Source organism: Pelagibius marinus (assembly GCF_014925385.1).
Classification (GTDB): Bacteria; Pseudomonadota; Alphaproteobacteria; order Kiloniellales; family Kiloniellaceae; genus Pelagibius; species Pelagibius marinus.
The window spans coordinates 13,862-37,435 of record NZ_JACSDK010000014.1; the positions used below are offsets into that span (position 1 = coordinate 13,862).

19 protein-coding genes are annotated in these 23,574 nt (G+C 62.3%); 12 read left to right on the forward strand and 7 right to left on the reverse strand.

Annotated features, from left to right (window positions below):
- The first annotated feature begins 9 nt into the window (after positions 1-9).
- The 3 genes from H7X47_RS16155 (at position 10) to H7X47_RS16165 (ending at position 2,847) form a co-directional block, all read left to right on the forward strand.
- Complete coding sequence (locus H7X47_RS16155; protein WP_193369754.1) at positions 10-1,002, forward strand: XrtA-associated tyrosine autokinase; 993 nt, start codon at positions 10-12, stop codon at positions 1,000-1,002.
- 67 nt (positions 1,003-1,069) lie between these two features.
- A complete protein-coding gene (locus H7X47_RS16160) occupies positions 1,070-1,975 on the forward strand; it encodes a sulfotransferase domain-containing protein (protein ID WP_193369755.1) in 906 nt (301 codons plus the stop codon).
- Positions 1,976-2,034: 59 nt separating this feature from the next.
- Positions 2,035-2,847, forward strand: coding sequence for a class I SAM-dependent methyltransferase (locus tag H7X47_RS16165; protein WP_193369756.1), 813 nt, complete (start codon positions 2,035-2,037; stop codon positions 2,845-2,847).
- Between the two features lie 6 nt (positions 2,848-2,853).
- Here the strand turns inward: H7X47_RS16165 and H7X47_RS16170 are convergent, their stop codons facing one another.
- The 4 genes from H7X47_RS16170 to H7X47_RS16185 all read right to left on the reverse strand — a co-directional run bounded on the left by H7X47_RS16170 (position 2,854) and on the right by H7X47_RS16185 (position 7,426).
- Positions 2,854-4,053 (reverse strand): glycosyltransferase, encoded by a 1,200-nt coding sequence (locus H7X47_RS16170; RefSeq protein WP_193369757.1) that lies wholly within the window; start codon positions 4,051-4,053, stop codon positions 2,854-2,856.
- 1 nt (position 4,054) lies between these two features.
- Positions 4,055-5,602, reverse strand: a complete 1,548-nt coding sequence (locus tag H7X47_RS16175; protein WP_193369758.1) for a lipopolysaccharide biosynthesis protein — start codon at positions 5,600-5,602, stop codon at positions 4,055-4,057.
- A gap of 18 nt (positions 5,603-5,620) precedes the next feature.
- Positions 5,621-6,742, reverse strand: coding sequence for a non-hydrolyzing UDP-N-acetylglucosamine 2-epimerase (gene wecB, locus H7X47_RS16180; RefSeq protein ID WP_193369759.1), 1,122 nt, complete (start codon positions 6,740-6,742; stop codon positions 5,621-5,623).
- Positions 6,743-6,871: 129 nt separating this feature from the next.
- Positions 6,872-7,426: a C-type lectin domain-containing protein gene (locus H7X47_RS16185; RefSeq protein ID WP_193369760.1), complete on the reverse strand. Its 555-nt coding sequence runs from the start codon at positions 7,424-7,426 to the stop codon at positions 6,872-6,874.
- A gap of 152 nt (positions 7,427-7,578) precedes the next feature.
- On the opposite strand from H7X47_RS16185, the gene H7X47_RS16190 reads away from it, so the two are divergent.
- From H7X47_RS16190 to H7X47_RS16210, 5 genes are all read left to right on the forward strand, one after another.
- A complete protein-coding gene (locus H7X47_RS16190) occupies positions 7,579-9,942 on the forward strand; it encodes a heparinase II/III domain-containing protein (protein WP_193369761.1) in 2,364 nt (787 codons plus the stop codon).
- Positions 9,943-10,016: 74 nt separating this feature from the next.
- On the forward strand, positions 10,017-11,078 hold the full coding sequence (locus tag H7X47_RS16195; RefSeq protein WP_193369762.1) for a sulfotransferase family protein: 1,062 nt from the start codon (positions 10,017-10,019) through the stop codon (positions 11,076-11,078).
- Positions 11,063-11,794, forward strand: coding sequence for a class I SAM-dependent methyltransferase (locus tag H7X47_RS16200; protein WP_193369763.1), 732 nt, complete (start codon positions 11,063-11,065; stop codon positions 11,792-11,794). The genes H7X47_RS16195 and H7X47_RS16200 overlap by 16 nt, the downstream gene beginning before the upstream one ends.
- Positions 11,791-12,729 (forward strand): sulfotransferase family protein, encoded by a 939-nt coding sequence (locus H7X47_RS16205; protein ID WP_193369764.1) that lies wholly within the window; start codon positions 11,791-11,793, stop codon positions 12,727-12,729. Before H7X47_RS16200 ends, H7X47_RS16205 begins: the two co-directional genes overlap by 4 nt.
- A gap of 30 nt (positions 12,730-12,759) precedes the next feature.
- The gene (locus tag H7X47_RS16210) at positions 12,760-13,926 is read left to right on the forward strand and encodes a prenyltransferase/squalene oxidase repeat-containing protein (protein ID WP_193369765.1); all 1,167 of its coding nucleotides are present in this window, start codon (positions 12,760-12,762) and stop codon (positions 13,924-13,926) included.
- Between the two features lie 25 nt (positions 13,927-13,951).
- On the opposite strand, the gene H7X47_RS16215 is transcribed toward H7X47_RS16210, so the two are convergent.
- Positions 13,952-15,286 carry a putative O-glycosylation ligase, exosortase A system-associated gene (locus H7X47_RS16215; protein ID WP_193369766.1) on the reverse strand — a complete coding sequence of 445 codons (1,335 nt, stop codon included), beginning with the start codon at positions 15,284-15,286 and terminating at the stop codon, positions 13,952-13,954.
- Between the two features lie 305 nt (positions 15,287-15,591).
- On the opposite strand from H7X47_RS16215, the gene H7X47_RS16220 reads away from it, so the two are divergent.
- Entirely contained in the window at positions 15,592-16,629 is a 1,038-nt protein-coding gene (locus H7X47_RS16220; protein ID WP_193369767.1) for a transglutaminase domain-containing protein, read from the forward strand.
- 14 nt (positions 16,630-16,643) lie between these two features.
- Here the strand turns inward: H7X47_RS16220 and H7X47_RS16225 are convergent, their stop codons facing one another.
- Together H7X47_RS16225 and H7X47_RS16230 are read right to left on the reverse strand one after the other, a co-directional pair.
- Positions 16,644-18,362 carry an asparagine synthetase B family protein gene (locus H7X47_RS16225; protein ID WP_193369768.1) on the reverse strand — a complete coding sequence of 573 codons (1,719 nt, stop codon included), beginning with the start codon at positions 18,360-18,362 and terminating at the stop codon, positions 16,644-16,646.
- A gap of 40 nt (positions 18,363-18,402) precedes the next feature.
- A complete protein-coding gene (locus H7X47_RS16230; RefSeq protein WP_193369769.1) occupies positions 18,403-19,629 on the reverse strand; it encodes a hypothetical protein in 1,227 nt (408 codons plus the stop codon).
- Between the two features lie 160 nt (positions 19,630-19,789).
- On the opposite strand from H7X47_RS16230, the gene H7X47_RS16235 reads away from it, so the two are divergent.
- The 3 genes from H7X47_RS16235 to H7X47_RS16245 all read left to right on the forward strand — a co-directional run bounded on the left by H7X47_RS16235 (position 19,790) and on the right by H7X47_RS16245 (position 23,572).
- The gene (locus H7X47_RS16235) at positions 19,790-20,854 is read left to right on the forward strand and encodes a polysaccharide deacetylase family protein (RefSeq protein ID WP_193369770.1); all 1,065 of its coding nucleotides are present in this window, start codon (positions 19,790-19,792) and stop codon (positions 20,852-20,854) included.
- A 219-nt stretch (positions 20,855-21,073) separates the two neighbouring features.
- A complete protein-coding gene (locus H7X47_RS16240; RefSeq protein ID WP_193369771.1) occupies positions 21,074-22,123 on the forward strand; it encodes a sugar-transfer associated ATP-grasp domain-containing protein in 1,050 nt (349 codons plus the stop codon).
- A gap of 96 nt (positions 22,124-22,219) precedes the next feature.
- Entirely contained in the window at positions 22,220-23,572 is a 1,353-nt protein-coding gene (locus H7X47_RS16245) for a glycosyltransferase (RefSeq protein ID WP_193369772.1), read from the forward strand.
- Positions 23,573-23,574 lie beyond the last annotated feature (2 nt).

Consider the following 23,574-nt stretch of genomic DNA (forward strand, 5'->3'; position numbering starts at 1 on the left):
CAAGGTGACGTGGCGGACGAGACTCGGGGAAGCAATGGCAAGCGCGATCTGGAAGCGCGGTCGGCCTCACTCATCGAGCGGGCGGCCGCGAAGCTGGCCGCCGAGGGCGCCAGTGGTCAACGCAAGAAGGCGGCGCCGGGCGCCGACCTCTCACCAAAAGCGGCCCTGCAGATTGACGACGCTGCAAAGAAGCAGGCAGCGGAGGGAGAGCAGGGGCGCCGCCGGCGTCGGTCGAAGTTGGTCACGATCGCCACAGAAGGCCTCGCCAAGCGCGGGATTTTGACGCCGGGCGTCGAGCGAAGCCGCACTGTGGAGGAGTTCAGACTTATCAAACGCTTGGTGTTGAGCCAGCGCTGGGAGATTCAAGGGAGGCCTGGCAACACCATCATAGTCACCAGCGCCCTGCCGACCGAGGGAAAGACGACAACGGCTATCAATCTGGCAATGTCGATTACCGCCGAGGAGGATCTGCGCGCGGTCCTGGTCGATGCGGACTTCATCAAACCGGACGCCCTGCGCCAGCTCGGCATAAGTGCCAGGAAGGGACTCGTCGACGTACTGCGGGACCCCAGTATGGACATTGGTGAGGTAATGCTGAGAACGAACATAGAAAAACTGTCGCTCATTCCCGCCGGCCAACTGGATAACCGCTGCACGGAACTTCTGGCCAGCGCCCGTATGGACGCCATCATCAAGGAACTTTCCAACCGCTATGAAGATCGGATTCTGATTTTCGACTCCCCGCCGATCTTGGCGACAACCGAATCAGTGGTGCTGACCGCCCACATGGGCCAGGTGGTCTTCGTCGTTCAGGCCGGCCGTACCAAGAGGGAATCGGTGAGCAGTGCGCTGGAGTTGATTGGCGAGCGTCCAAACCTCGGTCTCATCCTCAATCGCACTACGGGTGGCTTCGGCAAAACGGGCTTCGGCTCCTACTATGACGCCTACTACTACTACGGCTATGGCGCTAAGAAGGAGCTGGACGGTCAATCCGCAGCGTAAATGGCGGTGCCAGGCGGGCTGCTGGGCGGAACTCGGAACCGCCGTATCTATTCCTGATGGACGGGCCATGAGGCGACCGAACTTCTTCATTGTGGGAGCCGCCAAGTCGGGCACCACTTCAATGCAGATGTACCTGGGGCAGCATCCCGAAATTGCGATGCCCCAGAAAAGAGAGCCGATTTTCTTTGGGCGCGATTTGACTTCCCACACGAAGAGGACCGTGGCCATCGAGGACTATCTCGGGATCTTTTCCGGGTGCGGCCCGGAGAAGATCGTGGGCGAGAAGACCGTATGGTATCTCTATTCCAAGACCGCTGCCGACGAGATCAGCGAGTTTGACAGAAACGCTAAGATTCTGATCATGCTAAGAAATCCGGTCGAAATGGTGCATTCTCTGCATCGCCAATTTCTCTCGACCGGGAACGAGGACACCCGGTCGTTCGACAAGGCGCTTGGCCTGGAGGAGGAGCGGGCCGCCGGCAGAGGCGTGCCGAGGGCCGCGCATTTCCCTGAGGGCCTTCTGTACAGCCAGGTCCCACTCTATTGCGATCAGGTCGCGCGCTACTTTCGGGCATTCGGCAAGGAGCAGGTCCAGGTCATTATCTTCGACGAGTTTTCGAGCAACACCGCGGAAGCCTATTTCAGGACGCTTGCCTTCCTGGGAGTCCGTGAGACTTATGTGCCACGGTTCGTGACATACAACAAGAAGAGGAAGCCGCGCCTGAAGGGGCTGGACCGTATCGGTAAGAGCCCGTCGTCTCCGCTCAGGCTACTGCCGGCCTCGCTTCGGTGGCGGCTCCATCAGATCAATCGAGTCGAAGAGAAGGCGCCACCGATGTCGCCAATAACGCGGGCGAGTTTGCAGCAGCTGTTTCGCCCCGATGTCGAGCGCCTCAGTGAACTGCTGGACCGCGATCTTACGCATTGGTGTCGACAGGATGTGTCCGGGCAGAGCGCGGCTACGACCTCGTAGAAGGAACGCTAAAACGGCAAGGCGCGCGGCGAGTCGAACACGCAGGGAGGGTCTAGCCGGTGCAAACTTATTTTCTTGCCGCGATCGTGGTTCTGCTGGGCCTGTCGATCAGCCTGAATCTCTACCTGCTCCGAAAGGTCCAGTGGGTATTTCGCATGGCCGATCGTCTGAAGCACACGGTGGATCGCCGCTTTCGCCAACAGATGCGCCAAATCCAGTGCCTGCAAGCGCTGCAGCAAGATCTCTCCTTTGCCAGGAGCCTGCCGCCGGCTGGGGGCAAGGCGGCCAGCCCGGATTTTCTGAAGCTGCTGGCAGATCACATCTTGCGGGAAAAGCCGGAAGTCGTCGTCGAGTGCGGCAGCGGGCTGTCTACCATAGTCATATCGCGTTGCCTGCAGCTGAACGGTAAGGGGCATCTCTTCAGCCTGGAGCATATGGAGGAGTTTGCCGAACAGACGCGCAAAGAGCTGGATCGGCAGGGCCTGAGCCAGTGGGGAAGCGTGCTGGATGCACCGCTGGAGCCCTGCCAGGTCGATGGCCGAGCCTTCAACTGGTACAGGTCGCACGAGCTTCCGGACCTGGTGATCGATCTCGTTATTGTCGACGGCCCGCCGGCGCGGACGGGCACCAGTCCGCGCTATCCAGCCGGGCCGGTGCTGTTTCCCCGATTGTCTTTCCGTGGGGCGGTCTTCATCGATGATGCGGGCAGACCGGAAGAACTGGCAGTCATTGCCGAGTGGCGCCGGAATTTCCCCAGCCTGAACTTTCGCACCGACCTGGACGAGTTCGAGAAGGGCGTCTGTACCGTCAGAATTGCCGACTCTTCCGGAAGCCAAACCGCTGCGCGGGCGGCGGCAGGTGCCGGCAGCTGACCGGCGTCATTGAGCCGCCTGTGCAGAATCCCCGCCGATTACTTCTCGGAGCCAATCCTCAAGTTGATCAGTGCGTCGGTTCCAGTCGCCGAAGCGTGCGAGTGAGCGGCGCGCCTCAGGAGTACCGCGCCCGCCGGTGGTCAAAGCGTCCTCGATGGCCGCGGACCATTCCTCGCACGTGGATGCAATATGTACCATTTCGGAATAGGGAGACATGGTTTCCGCGTTCCAACTTATGACCGGCTTTCCGGATGCGAGGTACTCGTAGAGCTTTGTCGGAAAACCCACGCAGGACGCGTTGAATGGCAGACTCAGGATATCGCAGCCATGGAGGTAGGCGGGGATTTCACGCCTGTTTTTGACGCCGAGAAAATGCACGTTGTCGAGGCTGTTTACCCGGTCCCACTCCGCCTTGACCTTCGGCTGGGCATCAAAGCTGAAAGTATTGCCGATGCCTGTCGCGCCGACGAAGACCCAATGCAGTTCAGGGCGTCGCGCAGCGAGGTCGGCGATAAGCGGAAAGTCCAGCTTGAGATTCACGCGTCCTGTGTAACCGATTCGAGGGCGGGGAATGGCGGCCAGGTCTGCCGGGCAGGCGGCACCGGCCCCCGCAGTGACCGCCGCGAAGTCGACGCCATGCGGCAATATGCGCGCACCGCCGGGGCCTATCCCCGGCAGGTTTCGCGACATGTTTTCCGCTGTTGCAATGATCAGGTCGGCGCGCTGTACCAACTTTTCGTGACGGCGCTTCAGGTGGTCCGCCCAAGCGTCCGAGTTCCAGGCGTCGTGGATGTGATACACGACGTAGTCGGCCTCAAGCAGCTCGACGTAAGGCCAGAAGCGTGGATGCCACAGATATGCGAGGCGGCCGCTCTTGCCGGTTCCGGCCCGCAGCAAGTGGCGGGCATGGCGACCTGTAGCGAACGTGTTCCATGCCCCTTCACGCCACAGCGGCAGACACCGTCCTGGCTGATCGACGATCACCGCCTCGCTTCCGCCGGTTTCCACGCGCTCGCAGTTGTGCACGAATCCGCCCCTGCGCCACTTGTCGGTGTGGCGCTCCCAGAGAGATTGCGGACCTGTGCTGTAGACCACGGCCCATCCGCGCCTGGCGAGGCGGGTGAAGAGATGCTGGCGCGCCATCCACCACGGTGTGTGCCATTCGTTTGAAGCGAAGGCGAAAATCTGGGGCGGCTCATGCTGCATTTCAGATGCCCTTGCCCGCAGCGCGGGCGATGACCGGGGCTTTACGCCGGCGCATCGTGTCCCGCAGGTAGCCGATCAGGTAGCTTTCCGAGCTTTCGGCCGGCCGGCGGCAGCACCACCAGAGCAGAAGATCTGCTGCGATGTACACGACGACGCCGGCGCCGACTGATGCAGAAAGCAGGATGAGAGCGACCATGGCGCCGTCGCCCTGAACCGGTGGAGCGGCCTTCAGGGCGAGGAGAGTAGCAACCATGAGCAGGCAGGCCGAGAGCGCTCGCCAGCTTGCCCGCAAAAGTTCCGAAAAGGAAAGGGCGAGCAGCCTGTGCATGTAGTAGAGGCTGCAGAAGAGGACCGCCACCTGGGCAACGGCATGAGCGATTGCCGCGCCGATGATGCCATATTCGACGAGGCCGAAGTAGAGGCCCGGAAGGAACACCAGAGCGCGCCCGGCGGAGGCGTAAGCACCAAGGCGAGGACGGTTCATGGCGAGGTAGACCGGCCGGACGTGGCTGCTGAGCGACCGGAGGCCGCTACTGATGACCAGGATCTCGATCAGCGGGACCGCCCCGATCCAATTCGGTCCCAGCAGCAAGGGAACGTAGTATTCGGCGGTAAGCCCTATACCGACCGCCGTAGGTAGTGACACAAGAACCAGCAGACCGTAAGCGTCGATAAAGGCTCTGCGAAGCGCTGCGACGTCGTGAGCGATCTGGGCATAGCCGGGAAAGAGAACCTGCTTGACGGGGGCGATGAGTTCCGCGGCGGCCATATTGGCGATCTGGCCCGCAATGGAAAAGGCGCCCACTGCCGCGGCGTCGAGGAATTTCCCGACGAAAAAATGCCCGGCTTTGCGGTTTATGAAGGCAGCGATGCCGGTCAGGACGATCCACTTGGAGAAGTTCATGATTTCTCGCCATGCGGCGAGCGATAGTCGCGGCCGATAGTTGTGCATGGCGTAACTCATGACAACCCGCATTGACCTGCCGCAAAGGGTGCCCACGACCAGCGCCCAATAGTTCCGCCAAATGAAAGCGAGGGCTATGGTTACGATCACGCCGGCGATGCGTGGCACAATCCGGAAAACGAACTCCTTGTTGAGGGTAAGTTCCTTCCTGAACGCCACCGTTCCTATGTTGTTGAGGCTTTGCAGGAGCGGCACGACGGCAAGTACGAGGATGACGTTCTCAAGGCGCGGGTTCTCGAGGAAGGCAGCCAGCGGCTGCGCTGCGAGCAAGATACCGGCACAGGCCACAGAGCCGCGCAGCAGCCCGAGAGTCCAGGCCGTATCATAGTGGCGGCGGTCGGCTTCTTGATTCTGAATTAATGCCAGCTCAAGGCCGAACTCGCTGAAAACGGAAACCGCCGCCATTAATGCCGTAGCGAGGGCAACAAGGCCGAAATCGGCCGGCATCAGAAGACGCGCCAGCACGATAGTGCTGAGAAAGCCGACACAGCGGTCGGCAAAGCGCAACCCTATCATCCAGGTCGCACCGCGGACCATGCGTCGGTTGAGGCTGCCGCCTCGCTCTTGAAGCGTCTCAGCTTCCATGTCCCGACCTATGCCCGGTCATGCGCAGGTCCTGGTGAGATCGCGCCCCGAATGACGGAAAAGACTTTCCGCCACCCGTGCCGCCGTCTTGCCGTCCCACAGCGCCGGGTGCCGTGTCGTTCGCAGTCCGCCGGTTAGCGCTTGATCGACCATCTCAGCCAGGGTATCCGGCCGGACCAGTCTGTTGGTGCCCTGGGTTATCGTGATCGGCCGCTCCGTATTGGGGCGCAGCGTCAGGCAGGGAATGTTAAGGTAGGTGGTTTCTTCCTGGATCCCGCCGGAGTCGGTGATCGCCAGTCGGGCGCCGCAGGCCAGGTTCATAAACTCGTTGTATCGCAACGGCTCCGACAAGCGGATGCCATCCTGTCGCGCCAGCGCGGCATCGAGTCCGAAGTCGTGTAAGCGTGCCCGCGTGCGTGGGTGGACAGCGAAGACGAGAGGCAGTCGGTGAGACGTTGCAATCAGCACATCGATGATCTGTGCCAGGCTCGACCGGTCGTCCACATTGGAAGGGCGGTGCAGGGTGACGATTCCGTAGCGACCGCGCTCGACACCAAACCTTTCCGCCACGCAAAGCGAATCGATTTGCGGGCGCTGCAGCTCAAAAGCGTCGATCATGATGTTGCCGACCAGCTCGATGCGCTCGCCGGAGATGCCTTCAGCCTTCAGGTTATCATTGCCATCGCTTGAGGGCGTCCACAAAAGGTCGGCGAGACGGTCGGTGACGATGCGGTTGATCTCCTCCGGCATGGTGCGGTCGCCGCTGCGCAGGCCGGCCTCCAGATGGGCCAGAGCAATACACAGTTTTGCGGCGACCAGCGCGCAGGCGAGGGTTGAGTTGACGTCGCCGACGACGACTGTCCAATCGGGACGGTGCCGCAGGCAGATTTCCTCGTAAGCAACCATGACGGCGCCAGTCTGCTCGGCGTGGCTGCCGCTTCCCACGCCCAGGTGATAGTCCGGCGGCGGCAGGCCGAGGTCCGAGAAGAAGGTATCGGACATATTGGCATCATAGTGCTGGCCGGTATGGACCAACTCGGCCCGGCACCAATCCTGACGCTTGAGGACGTGGTACAGCGGGGCGACTTTCATGAAGTTGGGTCGGGCCGCCACAATGAGGTGGATGTTCTGTCGTATCATTGCGGCCCAACATCCCTTAATTGCGCCCGATCTATCTGACGGTTATCGGTACTGGCAATTGAATAACCTGCCATGTTGCCTTGGGCGATCAACCCTATTTCTGCAGCAGCGTCGGCCGGTTGACACCGCTCATTCGCCGCCTGTGGGGAACTCGACGAGATAGTACCGGAAGTACTTGGCGGCACCGACAGCCTGCCAGCGGGTGATGGCGCCGATGGTCCGGTAGTACACCGGCGCGAAGCCGACCTTGCCGGATTTCGACATGTTGCAGGCATCGCTGTCGGAGCGCGACCAGTCCGCGTGCCATAGGCGGAACATTGTCGGTTCCGAAGGCTCGAAGAGGCGCCCGTCCTCCCACTGCAGCAGCCGGGCCGCACACCAGTAGCGCAAGCCGATCCAGACACTCACCCTGCGTTTGGTCAGCCCGAACGCTTCCAGCAGGAACTTGTGGTCCTCCCAGCTGTCAACCACCGCGAGGCGGCCTCGCACGCCCTTGTACGCCTTAATGCTGGCGCGTTCTCGAGCCGCCATCCAGTGACCCGGATAGACGTTGTCCTTGAACAACTGAAAGTAGCTTTTGGAGGCTGGATTATAGATCGGGGTTTGCGGCAGCGGCAGTTCTGCGGCCAGCAGCGGCGCGCTGTAGAGGGTGCAGACGAGGAAGATCGCGACAGCGCGGATCATAACCCAATGATAAGCCCGTGGCTTCCCTTCCATGGTTTGACAAAAATAATCAACCCGCCGCCCGCCGGGTGCCATGAGCTGAGCTTCGCACGTTGCACTGTTCATGGGGAAGCAGTTCACTCGGAGTTGATGCCCTAGGCTTCTGTGAGACAATGGTGTACGCCCAGCAATACCTAAGCGGCCTCAAGCGGTCTGTGATGCGGCTCTGGCCGAGCCGTTCGCCCCTCTGGCCGGCCGATGGCCGGCCTCTAGGGTCACTGACCGCTTGGCAGGGCGCGGCACCCAACAACGTCGGGGACCCGGCCCTCTGTATTGAGTTCTTCCGCACGCGCCTAGCTGCGGCCGGTTTTCTCAGCCTGGCGGAGGCGAGGCGAGCCGCGGCGGTCTATCGGTGCGACAAGAAGTCTTGGCGGCGGGAATTGCTCGCGGAAACTCTCCGGTTTTGCAATGAGGGCCTGCCCGTCTATGCCTTGCAGGCAGGTCCGCTTGCCGGCGGTCTGGATTGGCCCGCGCTGTCGAGACTCCCGTGCAGTGACCGGCTGTACCGACTGCGGCCGCACCGCTTCGGCTTCCTCCCGCGTCTGGCATTGGCGGCCTGCCTGGGAGCGGACGTCCTTCCCGCGCTGCAGGCCACCCTGGCGGGGTGGATCCGCCAGGGTCAGATGGCGGAACGGACCGGAGACGCCTATTTCTCAAACCTGGTGGTCGTCTATCGGCTGCTCGCCCTCACCTGGGCGGCACCGTTTCTCGCCGCGAAGGCCGAGGACGGCGACGAGACGGCTGCCCAAATCTGCCTGCAGCTTTTTCACGTCCTTGCGGCCGACTGCCGCCATCTGGCCCCCCGGCTGGGCGAGGCGGCCCCCAATAATCATCGCCTGGCCGACAGTTTTGCCGCATGGCTGTTGTCAGTCTGCTATCCGGAACTCGTCCCCGGGCCGGAGACGCCGGAGACGCCGGATACGCTGGAGCAGGCCTGGCATGCCGAGCTGGCCCGGCAGTTTCAGGAGGATGGCACTAACTTCGAGCAGTCGCTGCACTATCACGAGTTGGGCTGCGAGTTGGCGCTTGCCTATCTCGTCATCGCTTTGCGGCGTGGAAAGCCGCCGCCGGCCCCGGTACTAAAGATGATCGCCCGTATGCTGAGGTTCCAGGCGGCGCTGGCGGATCGCAACGGAAACGGTTTCGCCTTGGGCGACACAACCGACGACCCGCTTCTGCCGCTGGATGCGGGCAGTAGCTGGGCCCGTGGCGCGTGGCGCATCCTCTATCGCGAGCTGTTCGACCGCAGCTTCCAAGAGACCGCCGAAACAGCGGCAGGGGCGGAACGTGCCCACTGGCTGCTGGTTGCGCTACGCGGCATCGAACTCCCACTGCCGGTGACGGGCTTGCAGACGCTAGGCCAGCAAGAGATCTTCTCGAGCGGAGGCTACGTGGCTTTCCGGGATGAGGAGAGGGACGACTACCTGCTGTTTCGTAGCGGTCCGCGACCGGACACTCCCGTCTTTCCCGGGCACGCCATGTCCGACCTGCTGACGGTGTATTGGAATGTGGAAGGCAAGGCGGTGCTCGAGCCCGCAGGCACGTACTCCTATGCGGCCGCGAGCTTGATGCCTGATGGCGGCCCGTTCGCTCCACGCCACTATTTCCGCAGTCCTGCCGGCCACAACGGGCCCGTGCTTGGCGGGCATGATCCGCTGGGTCGGCCCAAGGGACGGTTCCGAGACCATGACAGCGGTGCCCGGGCGGTCACGAGGTGGCGCTCCCTCGAGGGTGTCCTGGGGTGGGCAGAGGCTCGGTTGCAGGAAGCAGGCCCGTTGAATGGATGGCGGCGCGGCATCCTGCGCATTCCCGGCCGCTACACCCTGGTCTATGATTTGCCGCCATCCCTGCCCGACGACGCGGACCTGGCCTGCCACTGGCAGTTCGCTCCGCAAGCGGCGGTCAGCCTTCCCTCGAGCCGGCGGGCAGCCGTGCGGCTGGATGGCCGTACAGCCTATTTCTGTGCCTCGCAGGGGATCGCCTCCATGAACTGCATTGCAGGACAGAAAGAGCCGCCTGCGGGCTGGGTGTCGCGCCGCTATGGCCAGATCGAGGCGGCACCGCAGCTGATCTGCCGGCTGCAGCCAGGAGCGGCCGCGGTTGCCTTCGCGGTTGGCCTCTGCGGCGGCGAAGGCCCGCCCCATTTGGAAGTGCCAGCGGCCGGCGATACGGGGATCTCGATCGTCGTGCGCCAGGAAGAAAGGTGCGCGATCGCCGTCTTCGGGCGCCTGTCAACTGTGCTGCAGAATCCTTTCCTCGACATCGAGTTCGACGGCGAGGGCCTGTGGCTTGAGCTTGCCGGCGACAGCGTCCTTCAGCTGCGCGCCCTGGGGCTGCGGAGGCTCACCTCAAGCAGCCTCGGGCTCGCGTTGGGGGCCGCCGATCCGGAGGCGACGCCTCCCGCATGGCTCCGCCTGGTCCATCGCGCCGACAGGGGCGGCCTCTGTGGCCACTGGGTGGCCTCGGGCCGCGGTTGACGCCCCGGGATGACAGCAATGCGCGGCAGGTGGGATGCAGCATGAAAACTTCTACGGCGCAGACTGGGCAGCTCATGGATACCAAGAGCGAAAAGGGAAAGGCGCCGGTTTCAAGCGCCGCCTTGCCCCAAGTTGCCACCGCGCCGACATTCCTGTTCGGGATGGAGCGTAGCGGCACCACACTGCTGTCGATGTTGATCGGTGCCCATCCGAGGGTGGCTGTTCCTCTGGCCACGACCGGCATGTGGCTTGAGTTCGCCGAGCGGCTGCAAGGCCGCTTCAATGATCTGGCCACCAGAGACGATGTCATCCGCCTCGTCGACGCGATCCTGGCGCACGAGCGAGTCAAGCTGTGGGACGCAGAGCTCGATCGTCAGGTTCTGCTGGCCGACTTGCCTTTGGGTGACTTCGGTGCGATCGTCGCGCGTTTCCACGAGGCCTATGCCCGGGCGAAGGGAAAACCTTATTGGGCCAACGTGGACATCGCGACCCTGGACAACATGGATGTAGTCAACGCCTGGTTCGAGGACGCTCGCTTCCTTCACATAATCCGCGACGGACGTGATGTCGCGTTGTCGCACCAGACTATGCCCTACGGTGCCGGGAACATTGCCGAGTGCGCTCGCGCCTGGGTCCATCGCACGGCGACCAATACGAAAATGGGGCATATTCTCGGGCCGTCACGCTACATGACTGTCCGCTTTGAGGATCTGGTGCTTGACACCCAGACGACTCTTGCTCGTATCTGCGCCTTCATCGGTGTCAGCTATGAAGAGCAGATGCTGCGCTATGCCGAAATGGTGGAGGACAAGATTCCAAGAGGTCGGCGCTGGCTCTGGCCGGCCATATCGTGCCCGCCCCAACAGTCGAAGGTAGGCCGGTGGCGCCGGCAGATGACCCGCAGCCAGCGCATCGTCTTCGAGGGTGTTGCGAATCGGGCGCTTAAGGACTGGGGCTACGAAGCCTATGACGAGGTCCCCCGATCCGCCGCCGCCTACCTGCTCGATCTTTGGTACTACCTGATCCAGGGCGGGCGCCTTCGCCGGCTGCGCCGCAGGCTCGGGTTCAAACGTGAATCGCTGCTTGAGCGCCAGGCACGCAAGTTGGGAGAGCGCACCTCGTGGCCCACAACCTGATCGAAGGGCAGAGAAGAAGCTTTGACAGCCTCGTCGAACGGGGCGTTTACGACGCGGACTTTGATCATGCCCCGGCGGCAAAAACCTTTGTCGCCAACGTGCTCGGGGAGGTCCGGCAGCAGTTACCGTGGAAGAAGCCGCTCACGGTGCTCGACTGCGGCTGTGGAACGGGCGCCTGGCTCACCTTTCTGCACGCGCAGCTTTCGCTCGTCGGCTTCAACCCGCTGCGCCTCTGCGGGTTTGACCTGTCTTACCGCATGGTCGAGGTGGCACGGGAGAAGCTGCAAGGGCTGGCGCTGCCCGACGACCTGCGGACCGGAAATGTCCTGGACCGGCAGAGCTATGCCTTCGAGGGACTCTCCGTGGGATTCGACCTGATCTTTACCTATGACGTGATACAGCAGCTGCCGCGCTCCCGGCAGGCGGAAGCCTGCGAGATGATGATTGCGGCCCTCGCACCGCAGGGCATGGCCCTGATCTTCGACAATGACAGCGCAACCCGCTTCGGCCGCCGCATGGCGTTGCGCAAGTTTCTCACACGCTATTGCGGCCTGCGGCTCGTTCCCCGCTATTATTGCAATGCCAGCTATCCGCCGCTGGAGCGATTCCGGCGGCAGTTTGATCGCACGCCGCCGATGCGGGCACGGATCATGGCGCGTGCGGATGGAAGCAAGCGGGCGATGATCGTGGATTGTCGGGGAGACGCCGGCCAATGAGCGCCGCCGCAAGCCAGGGAGCAGGTGCAGCCTTGAGCGCCGAAGAACAAAAGCCGCCAATCTTCCTGCTCGGCGCGCAGCGTTCCGGCACGACCATGCTGCGACTGATGCTCAACAATCATCATAACCTGGCCATTCCGCACGAGACCGCCTTCATCACGATCTACTTCCAGCGGCTGGGCGATTACGGGGATCTCGGCAGCAAGGACAACGCTCGCAGGCTGCTTGACGACGTCGCGCGCCATCCGCTGGTCCGGCGTGGCAACCTGATCGCCGACCCGGAGGCGGTTCTGGCCAGGGAGATCGGCGACTACAAGGACTTCGTCGACGCGATTTACCGGTGCTATGCCGCGGCCCGGGGCAAGGTGCGTTGGGGCGACAAGACGCCCTTTTACACCCCGGATATAGATATCATTCGCCGCATCTTTCCCCATTCGAAGATCGTGCATCTCGTCCGGGACGGCCGCGATGTCGTCCTTTCGCAAAGATCAATCGAGTGGATGTCCGGAAACCTTCCGAAGCTGGTGCTTGACTGGCAATGGAAGACGACGATTGCGCACAAGGTCGGAGCTGTGTTGGGCGATGATTTCCTTGAGGTTCGCTATGAGGATCTCGTGCGTCGGCCGGAAGAGGTGCTCCGCGAAATCTGCACGTTTATTGATGAAGACTACGACCCGTCGATGCTGAACTACTGGGCCGATGCTGAGAGTGTGGTGCCGCGTGAAAGCCTCAAGTGGCACCGCAACTCTGTTCAGCCGCCGGACCCAGGCAAGCTGCAAAAGTGGAAGAAGCAACTGTCCAAGTCGGAGCGCATTGTGTTCGAACAGCTGGCCGGAGAAACGCTCGATCTCTTTGGCTACGAACGCGAGCATATGTCGCCGACGATAGCCAGCCGGGCGCTGAAGGTTTACCATACCCTGTTGAAACGCAAGTGATGGCACAGGGCGGAAGGGATCGGTAAAGCGGTGCTGAAGGCTCTGCATAATGCTCTCTCCCGTCGGCGCCTGCCCAGGGAAGCGCGCGCGGAGTGCGATCGCGACCGCCGGGGCTTGCCGGCCGAGGACCCGGGAAGCGCGGCGGTAATCGATGCCGGCCTTGCCTGGTTGGCCCGCGCCCAGGATTGCTCATTGAGCGCCGACGGCGGTGTGGCGCGGGACTTCAGTCTGATCTCGGGCTGGTCGACCTCCTATCCCGAAACCACGGGCTACATCGTCCCGACATTCCTTGCGCAGTTGGACGAAGCGGGCGCCAACGACCACCGGGAGCGTGCCCGCCGAATGCTGGACTGGTTGTCCGCAATCCAGCTGGAAGGCGGCGGCATTCAGGGCGGCAAGATCGACGCACCGGTCAAGCGGCCGGTGACTTTCAACACCGGGCAGGTTCTGCTCGGCTTCTGTGCCGGCGTACGGGCCTTTGACCGATATCACGACAATATGCATGCAGCAGCCCGCTTCCTTCGCGATACACTCGATGAGGACGGCTGCTGGCGCAGTCACCCGACTCCCTACGCTGCCGCCGGCCAGAAGGCCTATGAAACGCATGTCTCTTGGGCCCTTTTCGAGGCAGAGCGCCTGGCGCCGGGAGAGGGGTACGGCATAGCGGGGCTGCGGCAGGTGGACTGGGCGCTTGGCAAACAAACCGAGAACGGCTGGGTGGCCGACTGCTGCCTCAACCGGCCGTCCCGACCGTTGACCCACACCCTGGGCTACTACCTTCGTGGCGTTGTCGAGGCGCATCGGCTATCGGGTGAGCGGCGCTTTCTTGCGGCAGCATGCAAGACCGGGGAAGGGCTGATCAGCGCGCAACGAGCCGACGGCTCCCTTGCCGGAAGATTGAATGGCGATTGGACCGCAGCCGCAGACTGGGCCTGCCTGACCGGCATCTCTCAGATCGCCGAGAGCTGGTTTTATCTCTTTGAGGCCACCGGCGACCCCCTCTATCTCGAGGCGGGTCAGCGGGCCAATGCTTTCGTGCGTCGTACCGTTCGTACTGAGGGCCCGCAGAATATCCGCGGCGGCGTCAAGGGTTCGTTTCCCGTGGAGGGTGCCTATGGTCGCTTCGAGTATCTGAGCTGGGCGGCGAAGTTCACTATCGACGCCAACCGGAGGGAAGTGGACTTGTTGGGATCGTAGAGGGCCGCATGACGGACAACTGGCCCTAAGAGCCTGCTGCATGGCCGTCCAAAGCGTGCGGCCTCGTCCCCTGCCGGGGACCGGCGGGAAGCGGACGGCCGGCGGAGCCTTCTTTTGCCAGCTCTATCAGCACAATTTGCCCAGCCAGGAACACTATCGCGATGAGATGGAAATAGAGGTCGAAGAACGCGAGGTTTTGGAAGGCGCCGGCAATGGCAAACCCGACAAGGGAGACATGAACCATGCGGGCGAGATCGCAGGCCCAATGCAATTCCGGCCGGTTCCTTGTCTGAGCGATGACCCGGCTGCCGCTTCGCCACGCTGCCCAAAGCACCGAGAGATAGATAAGCAGGCCGACGTAGCCGAGTTCGCCGAGAATCTCGAAATATACGCTGTGATAGTTTCGCCCGCGTCCTTTGCGAGCGTCGGGTACATATTTCAGATAAATGGCGTCGTTGTAAGACGCACGGAATCCGCCGCCGGTCAGCGGACGGTCCCTGGCGACCTTTATGGCGAATTGCCAGACTTCCAGCCGTGAGAGCGCGGAGCTGTCTTGCTGGTAGGTCTCGATCGTCTTCATGCGGTCAATCCAATGCTGCGGCACATAGAAGACGCCAGCAGTCATGAACCCGGCGACTAGCAGCGAAATGATGAAACGCTGGCGCGACTTGATGATTAAGAAGCCGGCCATTGCGACGCCGCCGAGAAAGGCGCCCCGGGACTGGCTTCCGACAATGGAAAGCGCGAAGAGAATCATGAGGCCGTAGAGCCCCATACGGATCAGCTTCGATTCCGTTTGTAGTTGCAGGTAACGCACCAGCGGCAAGCACATGATCAATGCCATCGCCAGGGCGTTGTTGTCGGCGATGAAGCTCCCCGGCGGCCCCCAGACGCGCGACGCGCCTCCGCCGAGGGCCGTGAAAAGACCGCCTTTCGCACCATAGAATCCCAGAGACAGAACGATGATCCAGATCAACGCGTGCAGTCGTTCGCGATTCCTCATGAGTGCCATGGTTGCGAAGGTCATCAGAAGAATCTTGATGGACTGGGTCCACTTCTGGAATGCGAGGTCCGGGACCATGGCAAAGAGGTTGGCGAAGGACATCCAGAAGACGAACGCCAGGAGGAGAACCGATACCGGATTCAAGGGGAGTTTCTTGGATTCTTTGGAAAGGGCCCAGGCAATCAGCGTGGCGATACCCACGACCATTGCGACCGGGAACTCATAGGCAAGGCCCCAGGTGAGGCGATGGGGGTTCATATAGGAGATCCAGCACCAAGCGAGGATGCCAACGTGGGGCCGCAGAAAGACCATCGGTACCACCGAGAAGATCAGAAGGAGGATCAAGAGGTCGCGCATGGGCGATGGCTCTTCCGCATGTTGGAGTGCAGCCTGTAAGCGTTGGGGTCGGGGCTTGCAGCCGTTGACCGCGGCGCGCTCCCGCCAGCTTAACTGCTGGAGCTGCAGCGGTGTGACCCGCTTTGTCGATTGCTGAGGGCGTCGGCGAGCCGGTCGGCGTCGCCGGGCAGCCGTGCGATGCGTTATGATAATTTATGATAGTCCGCAAGCGGCCTAGTGGCCGAAGGAACGCGCCGGGTCTATCGTCACCAGCCAGGGCGGGCTTGCACCGCATTCGCAAACCTTTCTGGGCAAGCAGCGGAGAAATGACCGCTATCGCGCGAATAGCCGTTCCTATCGTGCTGGTGACGCTCCTGCTGGTGCTGAGCCTCGATGTTGGGCGCCTGGTGCTGGCACCGACGCGTGAAGCCTCGATCGATGCGGTGCGGATCCGCAACGCCATGGTGGCCGAACTAGGCAGCCCGGCTCAGACCACGTGGCGCCCGGACCGCATTCCTACCGATTTCCAGTGGGAGAGCCTTCCCGTGCCGGATTACTTTGCCGCGATCGTCGACCGGCTCCGGCCAAGCGGTGGTCAGTCGGAGCCGCCCCTGGCGACCGCGGTGCGGCTGGCTCGGCATCTGCGTGAGACCTCGCGAAGGGGACCGCCAATCCAGGCGAACACTCGCGAAACCTACGAGAAGATAGTTGGTGGACTGGGCGGCTACTGTTCCGACTACACCCAGAGCTTTAATGCGCTTGCGCTCGCCGCCGGTCTCGACGTGCGAGAGTGGGGCTTCGCCTGGGAGAATATGGCCAATGGTCATGCCCTTAACGAAGTATGGGAGCCACTGCTGCAGAAGTGGGTCCTCATCGACAGCTTCATCTCCTTCTACGTGGTTGACCGGAACAACGGTGTTCCGCTGTCGGTTCTGGAGTTCCGTGACGCGCTGCTCGATGCATCCCGTGCGAATGAGATCGAGGTGGTGAAGATAGTGCCGGAGCGCTTCGGATTCCGGTCGGTCGACGAGGCGCTGGCGTGGTACCGGCGCGGCATGCCGCGGCTGTTCCTCGTGCTCGGCAACAATGTATATTCCTACGATGCCGATCCCGTCGTCCGAGCAACCGAAGCCCTTCCCCGCTCGGTCGAGATGACCGCGGCAATACTCCTCGGCAGGCATCCGCGTTTTCTTTTCGTGCCGCGGCCGACCGATGTCGAAGTGAAGGAACAGGTCAGAGAAATGGGTTGGAGCCTGGCCTGGGTGCTGGGGAAACTGGCGGCTATCGTGACGCTGGCCATCGCCCTGCTGGTGATTCTGTGGCGTCTGCTGAGAGCCCGGTTCCGCAAGGCGGCGGCCGTCTGACCGGATCGGGCATGCTATTCCTGTGCATTGTAGCGTTGGAACAGGTACTCCATCGTGGCGACTCGGTTGAAGGCGTCGGGGTCGTGCAGACGTGAGGGGTGGAAAAAGCGCCGCATGTAGGGCATTTCCGTGTCCATGAAGCGAGCGAGGTGCTGCTGGCCAAGATAGGGGGGGAATGCCATCCGCCGCGCGAAGCGCAGGCGATAGGAGCGGCGTCGGAGCGAGGGTGGTCGGAACAGCGTCAGCCAGTTCCGGGCACGATGGCGCAGCGGTGGCGGATCGCAGAAGCGATAGCCGTAGCCGCTCGGATAGGCGGCCAGCTCTGGGGCGAGGCGCTCGATGACCTTTGATTCCAGATAGCCGTAGTTCTTGAATGAGAGCGGAATATCCTCCGTACCGGCGATGACTTGCGCCTGCATGAAAGGGAAGACCATGCGGCCGAAGCGCAGGTTGAGGTTCACGTCGCGGCCGGTCCAATAGCGGCCGCGCACGAGCGGATAGAGTCGCTCCACCTGGGCCCGCGAGACGCAGTGCTCCTGGCTGTGCAGTTCCTCCTGGAAGGTGCGTACCAGGGCGTCCACGTAAGCGGCGGCACGGAACCGCTCAGTACAGGCGCCCGGCGCATAGGCGGAAAAAAAGCTGTCGGCCACGGCTTTCAGCGCCGTCTCGCCGTCCGGTATATAGAAGAAATTGCGGTAGATCTCACCTAGAGATCCGTTGAGCGGTACAGCACCGTCGACGTGTCTGGACATTCGGTCCACCGCGTCAGCGCCGTCGTCGAAGATGCCGTCTACCTTCCAGGCATCGAACCGAATGAAATCGCGCTTCTGACGGCTCAGCGAGGAAGCGGTGTCGGAGTCAACCAGGCGGCTCTTGTCGATGACGTTCAGCACCAGACCCTCGCCGATTGCGATCTGCCTGGCGATCTCTACATCGGAGTCGTGCTCCTGGCCGTAGACGAAGAGCCTGGGCCGGAGACCCGCGGCCTTGAGCCCGGCGAGCATGAGGCGCGAATCGTATCCGCTGGAGAAGGAAACGTGCAGACGGCCATCGAAACCTTTCGCAAGGTCTGCGAAGAGAGCGCGGAGGCGCTGGCTGTGCGTATCGACCAGTTCCGCGAACGACATGGCGGTCTCGCGAGGCGGTGTGGGAGGAGCGGAACCGCGTCCAACCGTCATCCGCTCGCCAAACACAACGTCGGCACCTGCAGGAAGGCGCCGAATTTCGCTGATGAAGGTCCTGCCGCCGAAAGTGGCGCCGTTCCACGCGTACTGATAGACGCCCGTCGTGTCGATGGAAAGCCTGGGCGCCAGTTCCAGCAGTGCCCAGAACGAACTGGAAGCAATTTCCCCCTCACGGTTCACGTACACCTGGAAGAATCCCATGGCATCGGTGAGAAGCCGAATGCCCTTGTCCTTGCAGAGTAGAAGGGCGAACTGGCCAATGACTCTCTCCTGGTCGACGACGTTCTGTGCCAGGTCTGCGCAATAGAGCCGCAGGGCTTCGTCGCCGATAGTGCCGCGGTAGAGGAGCTGGCCGGTGAGGCAGGCGAAACCGCCGTCGGGGGTGTCCACGCAGAGCCCGCCTTCGCCGTCAAGCTTGCGGTATTGGAAGAGCGTGTGGCCGCCGATCTCGACCCTCCTGGCCAAGGCTAATCCCGCAGCACGGTGGGCTGCGTCAAGAGCCTGCCATCTGGCTGACGAGTCATTGCCTGCAATGAAGAATGCACCCATGCCTGTCTTTGCGCCCTCTGCAGCGGGAGTGTAACTATTGCTAGTCCTTGAGTTTTTGCGGCCGGCGCAGCCAGCCGAGGGCCACCTCGGCCACGCGGTGCCAGTAGACCCCTCTGTCGCCCGGGAAGGCGTAGTCCGAGGCAATGGTTGGATTGCACAGCCGCAGCAGGAAGGCCGCCGTTTCCCGCAGGCGGAGGCCGGCGTCGAAACGCGGCGACCGCAGAATTTCGAGCATGCGCGTCAGCTCCCCCGGCCAGAGATCGCCGCAGGTAACCCGTCGGGCGCAGGTGGGCGGCGGCAGCGGCCGTCCTTCGAACCATGCCATCTGGAGGCGGGGAAAGTCGATGCCGGCGAGCAGGTCGAGATGTAGCGACTGCCAGTAACGCGGATTGAGCTCTATGAAATCGAAACTGCCGTCGTTGTCACGGATCCGGTATTCAAGCATCGCAGCCCCCTGCCAGCCGAGGTAACGCAGGCGCTGCACCGCATCTTTCACCAAGTGGTGATTCTGCCAAGTGCGCCGCAGGCTCATAGTGCCGCAGCGCGTCGGGTCCGGGTGAACGTCGACGAAGCAATTGGAGGCAAGGGCCGTCCCTCCCGCGTCCATCAGCAGCGTAACGCCAGCTTGGCGGCCGGTCACGCCGCCTTGCAGCAAGACCTTGCGATAGGTTCGCAGCGCCCGGAGCGTGGCGTCCACGGCTTCCTGGGCCTGCAACGGTCCGCAAAGCATATCGTCTGCTCCCGGAGCGGCATGGCGGGCATCTGCCTTCAGGTAGAGGGGCTCACCCAAGTGCGCGGCATCGTCTTGTGACAGCCGGGCGGCTGCGCGGTCGATGACGAGCGTGGGAGGGTGGTGCTTGAGCAGGCCCAGGCTGGGTGGTGCTTGGCAGAAAGCCTCGAAAACCTCCACCTTGCTCAGCGCCCGATAGACGACCTGCCGGTCCCGGGCGATCGGCAGCAAGTGCCGGAATTCGTCGAAACAGGGTTCGATGGCGAGCAAAAGGGCGCCACCGGGAACAATGGCACCGATACCCTGGCTAGCGACATAACCGCGCAGCCAGCCGGTATAGTCAGGGCTGCCGTAAGGGGGGCAGATCTCCTTCACGGCGCAGAATCGCGAGGCGAAGCCGATTGCATCTGCTCGCGGGGAAGCGGCGTGAACCGGATAGCCGGCCCGCCCGAGCGAGCGGATAGCGGCCAACATGCCGAGCGCATGGGCCTCCGGAACCAGGACCGGCATGGCTTCGGCCCTAGGCGGGACGGCCATGGCACCTTTCTCCCACGTGATGCGAGCAAGGATAGATATACTTTGGCCACAAGCGCGGCAGCTCGGGTACTCCTGACATCCGATATATGATTGCCCGGTCTGGCATGCGTCGGCAATCGTAAGCGGGGGATGATTGGCTCATGGGCTATTGCGAAGAGAGATGCCGGGCGTCTCGGACGGCCGGTTGCGGGCGATGAAGAAGCCGCTGCTTCGGATAATTCTGCGCCTCGCCAAGTTGACCGGCCTGTTTTTACTGGCACGGCGCCTTACAGCAGGGGATCTCCGCATCCTTTGCTATCATGGCGCTGCGCTGCGGGACGAGAATCACTTTAGTCCCGGCCTCTTCATGAGCAAGGAGACCTTTGCGGGGCGCATGGATTTCCTCGCTCGCCAGGGTTATCCGGTGATAGGCCTGGATGCCGCCATAGCCGGGCTGCCGTCCGGCGACTGGCCGAAGGGGGCGACGGTCATCACCATCGATGATGGCTGGTTCGGGACCTACCGCGAAATGGCGCCGGTGCTGCGGAAGAGGGGTTTCCCGGCCACGCTCTACATCGCCAGCTACTATCTCGAGAAAGAGACCCAGGTCTTCAATGTTGCTGTCAACTACGTACTATGGCGAGCAGGACGCCAGACTCTGGATCTCGCAGAGGTGTCCGATGAACTGGGCGGCCGCTACGACATCGCCGATGCCCGCCTGCGCGAGGAACTTCGCCGCCGGCTGGGCGACTTCGCGGATAGCCTCGGCAGTGCAGAAGCGCGCCAGGAACTGTTCCGCCGTCTTTGCGAGACCCTTGGCATCGATGCCTGCTGGATAGAGCAGGAGCGGCTCTGCGCCTTCATGCGCATTGAGGAGGCCCGTGAACTCCAGGCCAGTGGCGTCGATATCCAGTTGCACAGCCACCGCCACCGTTTTCCGACACAGAGCTATGAAGCCGTTGAGGCCGAGATCGCGGATAACCGGCGAGCCCTGGCGCCGGTCGGGAATCCGGCCCTGCGGCATTTCTGCTATCCCAGCGGCGACTACGACGAGCGCCAGATCTCGTGGCTGCCACGGCTTGGCATCGTCAGCGCGACGACCATCAAGGCCGGCTTCACGCGCAGGGGAGACTCGCCCTACGAGCTGCCCCGTTTCCTCGACAGCGAGCGTGTTTCGCTGCTCGAGTTTGAGGCCGAACTGAGCGGCTTCTTTGAGCTGATCCGCCGCTGCGGCTATGCCATCTGAGGGGGGGAGAGCGTTTCGGGCACGGATGACCGAAGCTTCTCGGGTAGCCGCTGGAGTGGTCCGGCGCGAAGCGCCGGCCTCGCTCTCGCTTTGAAACTTGATGGCTACCGCCGGGCCAGAGAACTAGAATTGACCCCGCATAACTGCAAGAAGGTCGAATTACGAATGATGATTCATTGCTGCGGATGATTTGATTGTCGTCCGTGGCGGGATGGCGGCATGGCTGGATATTTCAAAGACACGGTCAAGTTGATCTGGGAGCATGGAGGAGATGTAAAGAGAGCCTCCGGGAAGGGCTATCTGGCGCAAATGCTGCAGATCTTGCTCTACAGGCTAAAGGGGTATGGCGCCAAGGATTATTATGTCTTCTTCCTGTACAGAGGCCTTTCCAAACCAATTATCAATTCCGTCAAGTATGCAACCTGGGTCCGCCGGCTGAACAAGAAGCATCCCGGCGTGTTTCCTTTTGATAAGTGGGTCTTCGGCAATCTCTGTGAAAACTTCAATCTGCCGAGCCCGAAATGCTACGGGGTCTTTCACCCGGTCTGGGGAGTTCAGGGCAACGGACGCAGCCTGAGATCAGAGGCCGAGCTGCACGCATTCCTCGCCGAAAAGGGCGGAAGCCTGGTTTTCAAGCCCGCTGCGGGTGCGCACGGCGCGGACGTCGTACTCATCGACAGCTATGACCAGGAGCGAAAATGGGTCCATCGCGCCAGTGGTGAAGCAGCCAGCCTCCATGATTTCTTCGAGTGGCTCTGCGCGAGGGATATCAGGTGGCTGATTCAGGACCGCATCGTCCAACACCCGGACCTGGCGCGCCTCAATGGGAGCTCGGTGAATTGCCTGCGCATTATTACCTACCTGGATGATGAGGGCGTGGCCAAGGTCGTCAGTGCGCTTCTCAAGGTCGGCCGGGCCAACAGCGAAATCGACAATGCGACTGGCGGCGGCATGATTGCCGCCGTCGACCTGGAAACAGGGCGGACGGGCACTTTCGTCGAAATCTTCAATGAGCATCGCTTTACCCATCATCCGGACAGTGGCGAGCAGATTGCGGATTTCCCGGTTCCCTATCTGACCGAGGCCCTGGAGCTGACGAAGACCGTCCACCGGCTCTTGCCCTATCCCCGCCATCTCGGTTGGGACGTTGCCATCTCGCCGGACGGTCCGCTGCTGATTGAACCGAACAGCTACATGGCCCATCATCTTATCCAGGAAGCGGGAGCCAGGATCTTTGATCCGGACTTCGTCGCAAAGCAGTCCCGATAGCGATTGCTGCTCGCCACGACAGCCGCATCGGGCTGTTTCGGAACGCGCCAAGCTCGCGGGGGCCAGCCAGATCAATCGACATCGACGGAGGTCGATTTGAAGGTTCTGTTCGTTTGCTGGTATTTCCCTCCAGCCAATACGATCGCCGCCGTGCGGCTGGGAAAGCTGGCGAAGTACCTGCAAAAGACCGGCAACGAGGTCCGCGTGCTGACCGCCAGAGATCTGCCGTATGCCGCGACGCTCCCCCTTGAGATTCCCGACGAGCAGGTCGTTCGCAGCGACTGGTGGGACATCAATGCCATTCCCGGGACTATCAAGCGCAGGTTGATGGCACCGTTTCGGGGGCGGCCGTCGGACGGCTCGGCAGCGAGAGCACCGGACCGGCGCTTGCGGCAGGTAGAGCGGAAGGAGCCGAGACCGCCGGAAAAAAGGGAAAGCAAGTACGGCGGGAAGCTCTCCGCCATGTATCAGCGCGCCGTGAACATTCCCGACGGGCAAATCGGTTGGGTGCCATTGGCGCGCCGCGCCGGCCGCCGGTTACTGGAGAGCTGGAGGCCGGACGTGATCTTTGCGAGTGGTCCGCCATTCTCGGCGCTGCTGGTCGGGCAAGGCCTGAGCAGAACCACGGGCATCCCGCTGGTCGAGGAGCTGCGGGACCGCTGGTCCGACGATCCCTATTATCCACCCGGCCCTCTGCGGCATCGCTTCGAAAGCTGGCTGGAAGGCAGGGTGCTGGGACAGGCGAGCGCTTTGACGACTGTATCCGGTCCCTGGGCGGAGGCGTATCGCGCAAAGTACGGCAAGCCGGTCGAGGTGATTTACAACGGCTATGATCCGGCGGACGCCCCCGCGGAAGCGCTGGAAGGCTGGCCCGATCCGAAAGTGCTGAGAATCCTGCATACGGGAGGCATCTATCGGGGCAGAAGGGACCCGAGCCCGCTGTTCCGGGCGATTGCCCGCTCCGACGACCTGCGCGAGAAGGTGCGGGTCGTCTTCTATGGTTTATCCACTCAGTATATGCCCGCCATGGCCAGGGAGCACGGTATCGAGGACTGTGTGGAAGTGTACCAAAGGGTCGACCATGACGAAGCGCTGAGGCAGCAATACAGCTCCGACATCTTGCTGTTGCTGCAGCACGACAGCCCATCGGAGCAGGGCAACGTGCCGGGAAAGTTCTTCGAATATCTCGGTGCCCGCCGCCCGATCCTCGTGCTGGGCTATCGTGAGGGCGTTCCCGGAGCGATCGTGAAAGAGCGCGCGGCAGGTGTGGTCACCACAGACCCGGACGAGATCGCCGCGCAGCTCAGGCGGTGGTCTGCCGAGAAGGAAGCGCTGGGCAGGCTTCCAAATCTGCCCCCCAGCGTCAGTGCCGGCTTTACACATGAAGAGCAGGCTTTGAAATTGGAGTCCTTCTTGCGGGAAGTTGTTGTGGGAGGTCAGGCGGGATGAGC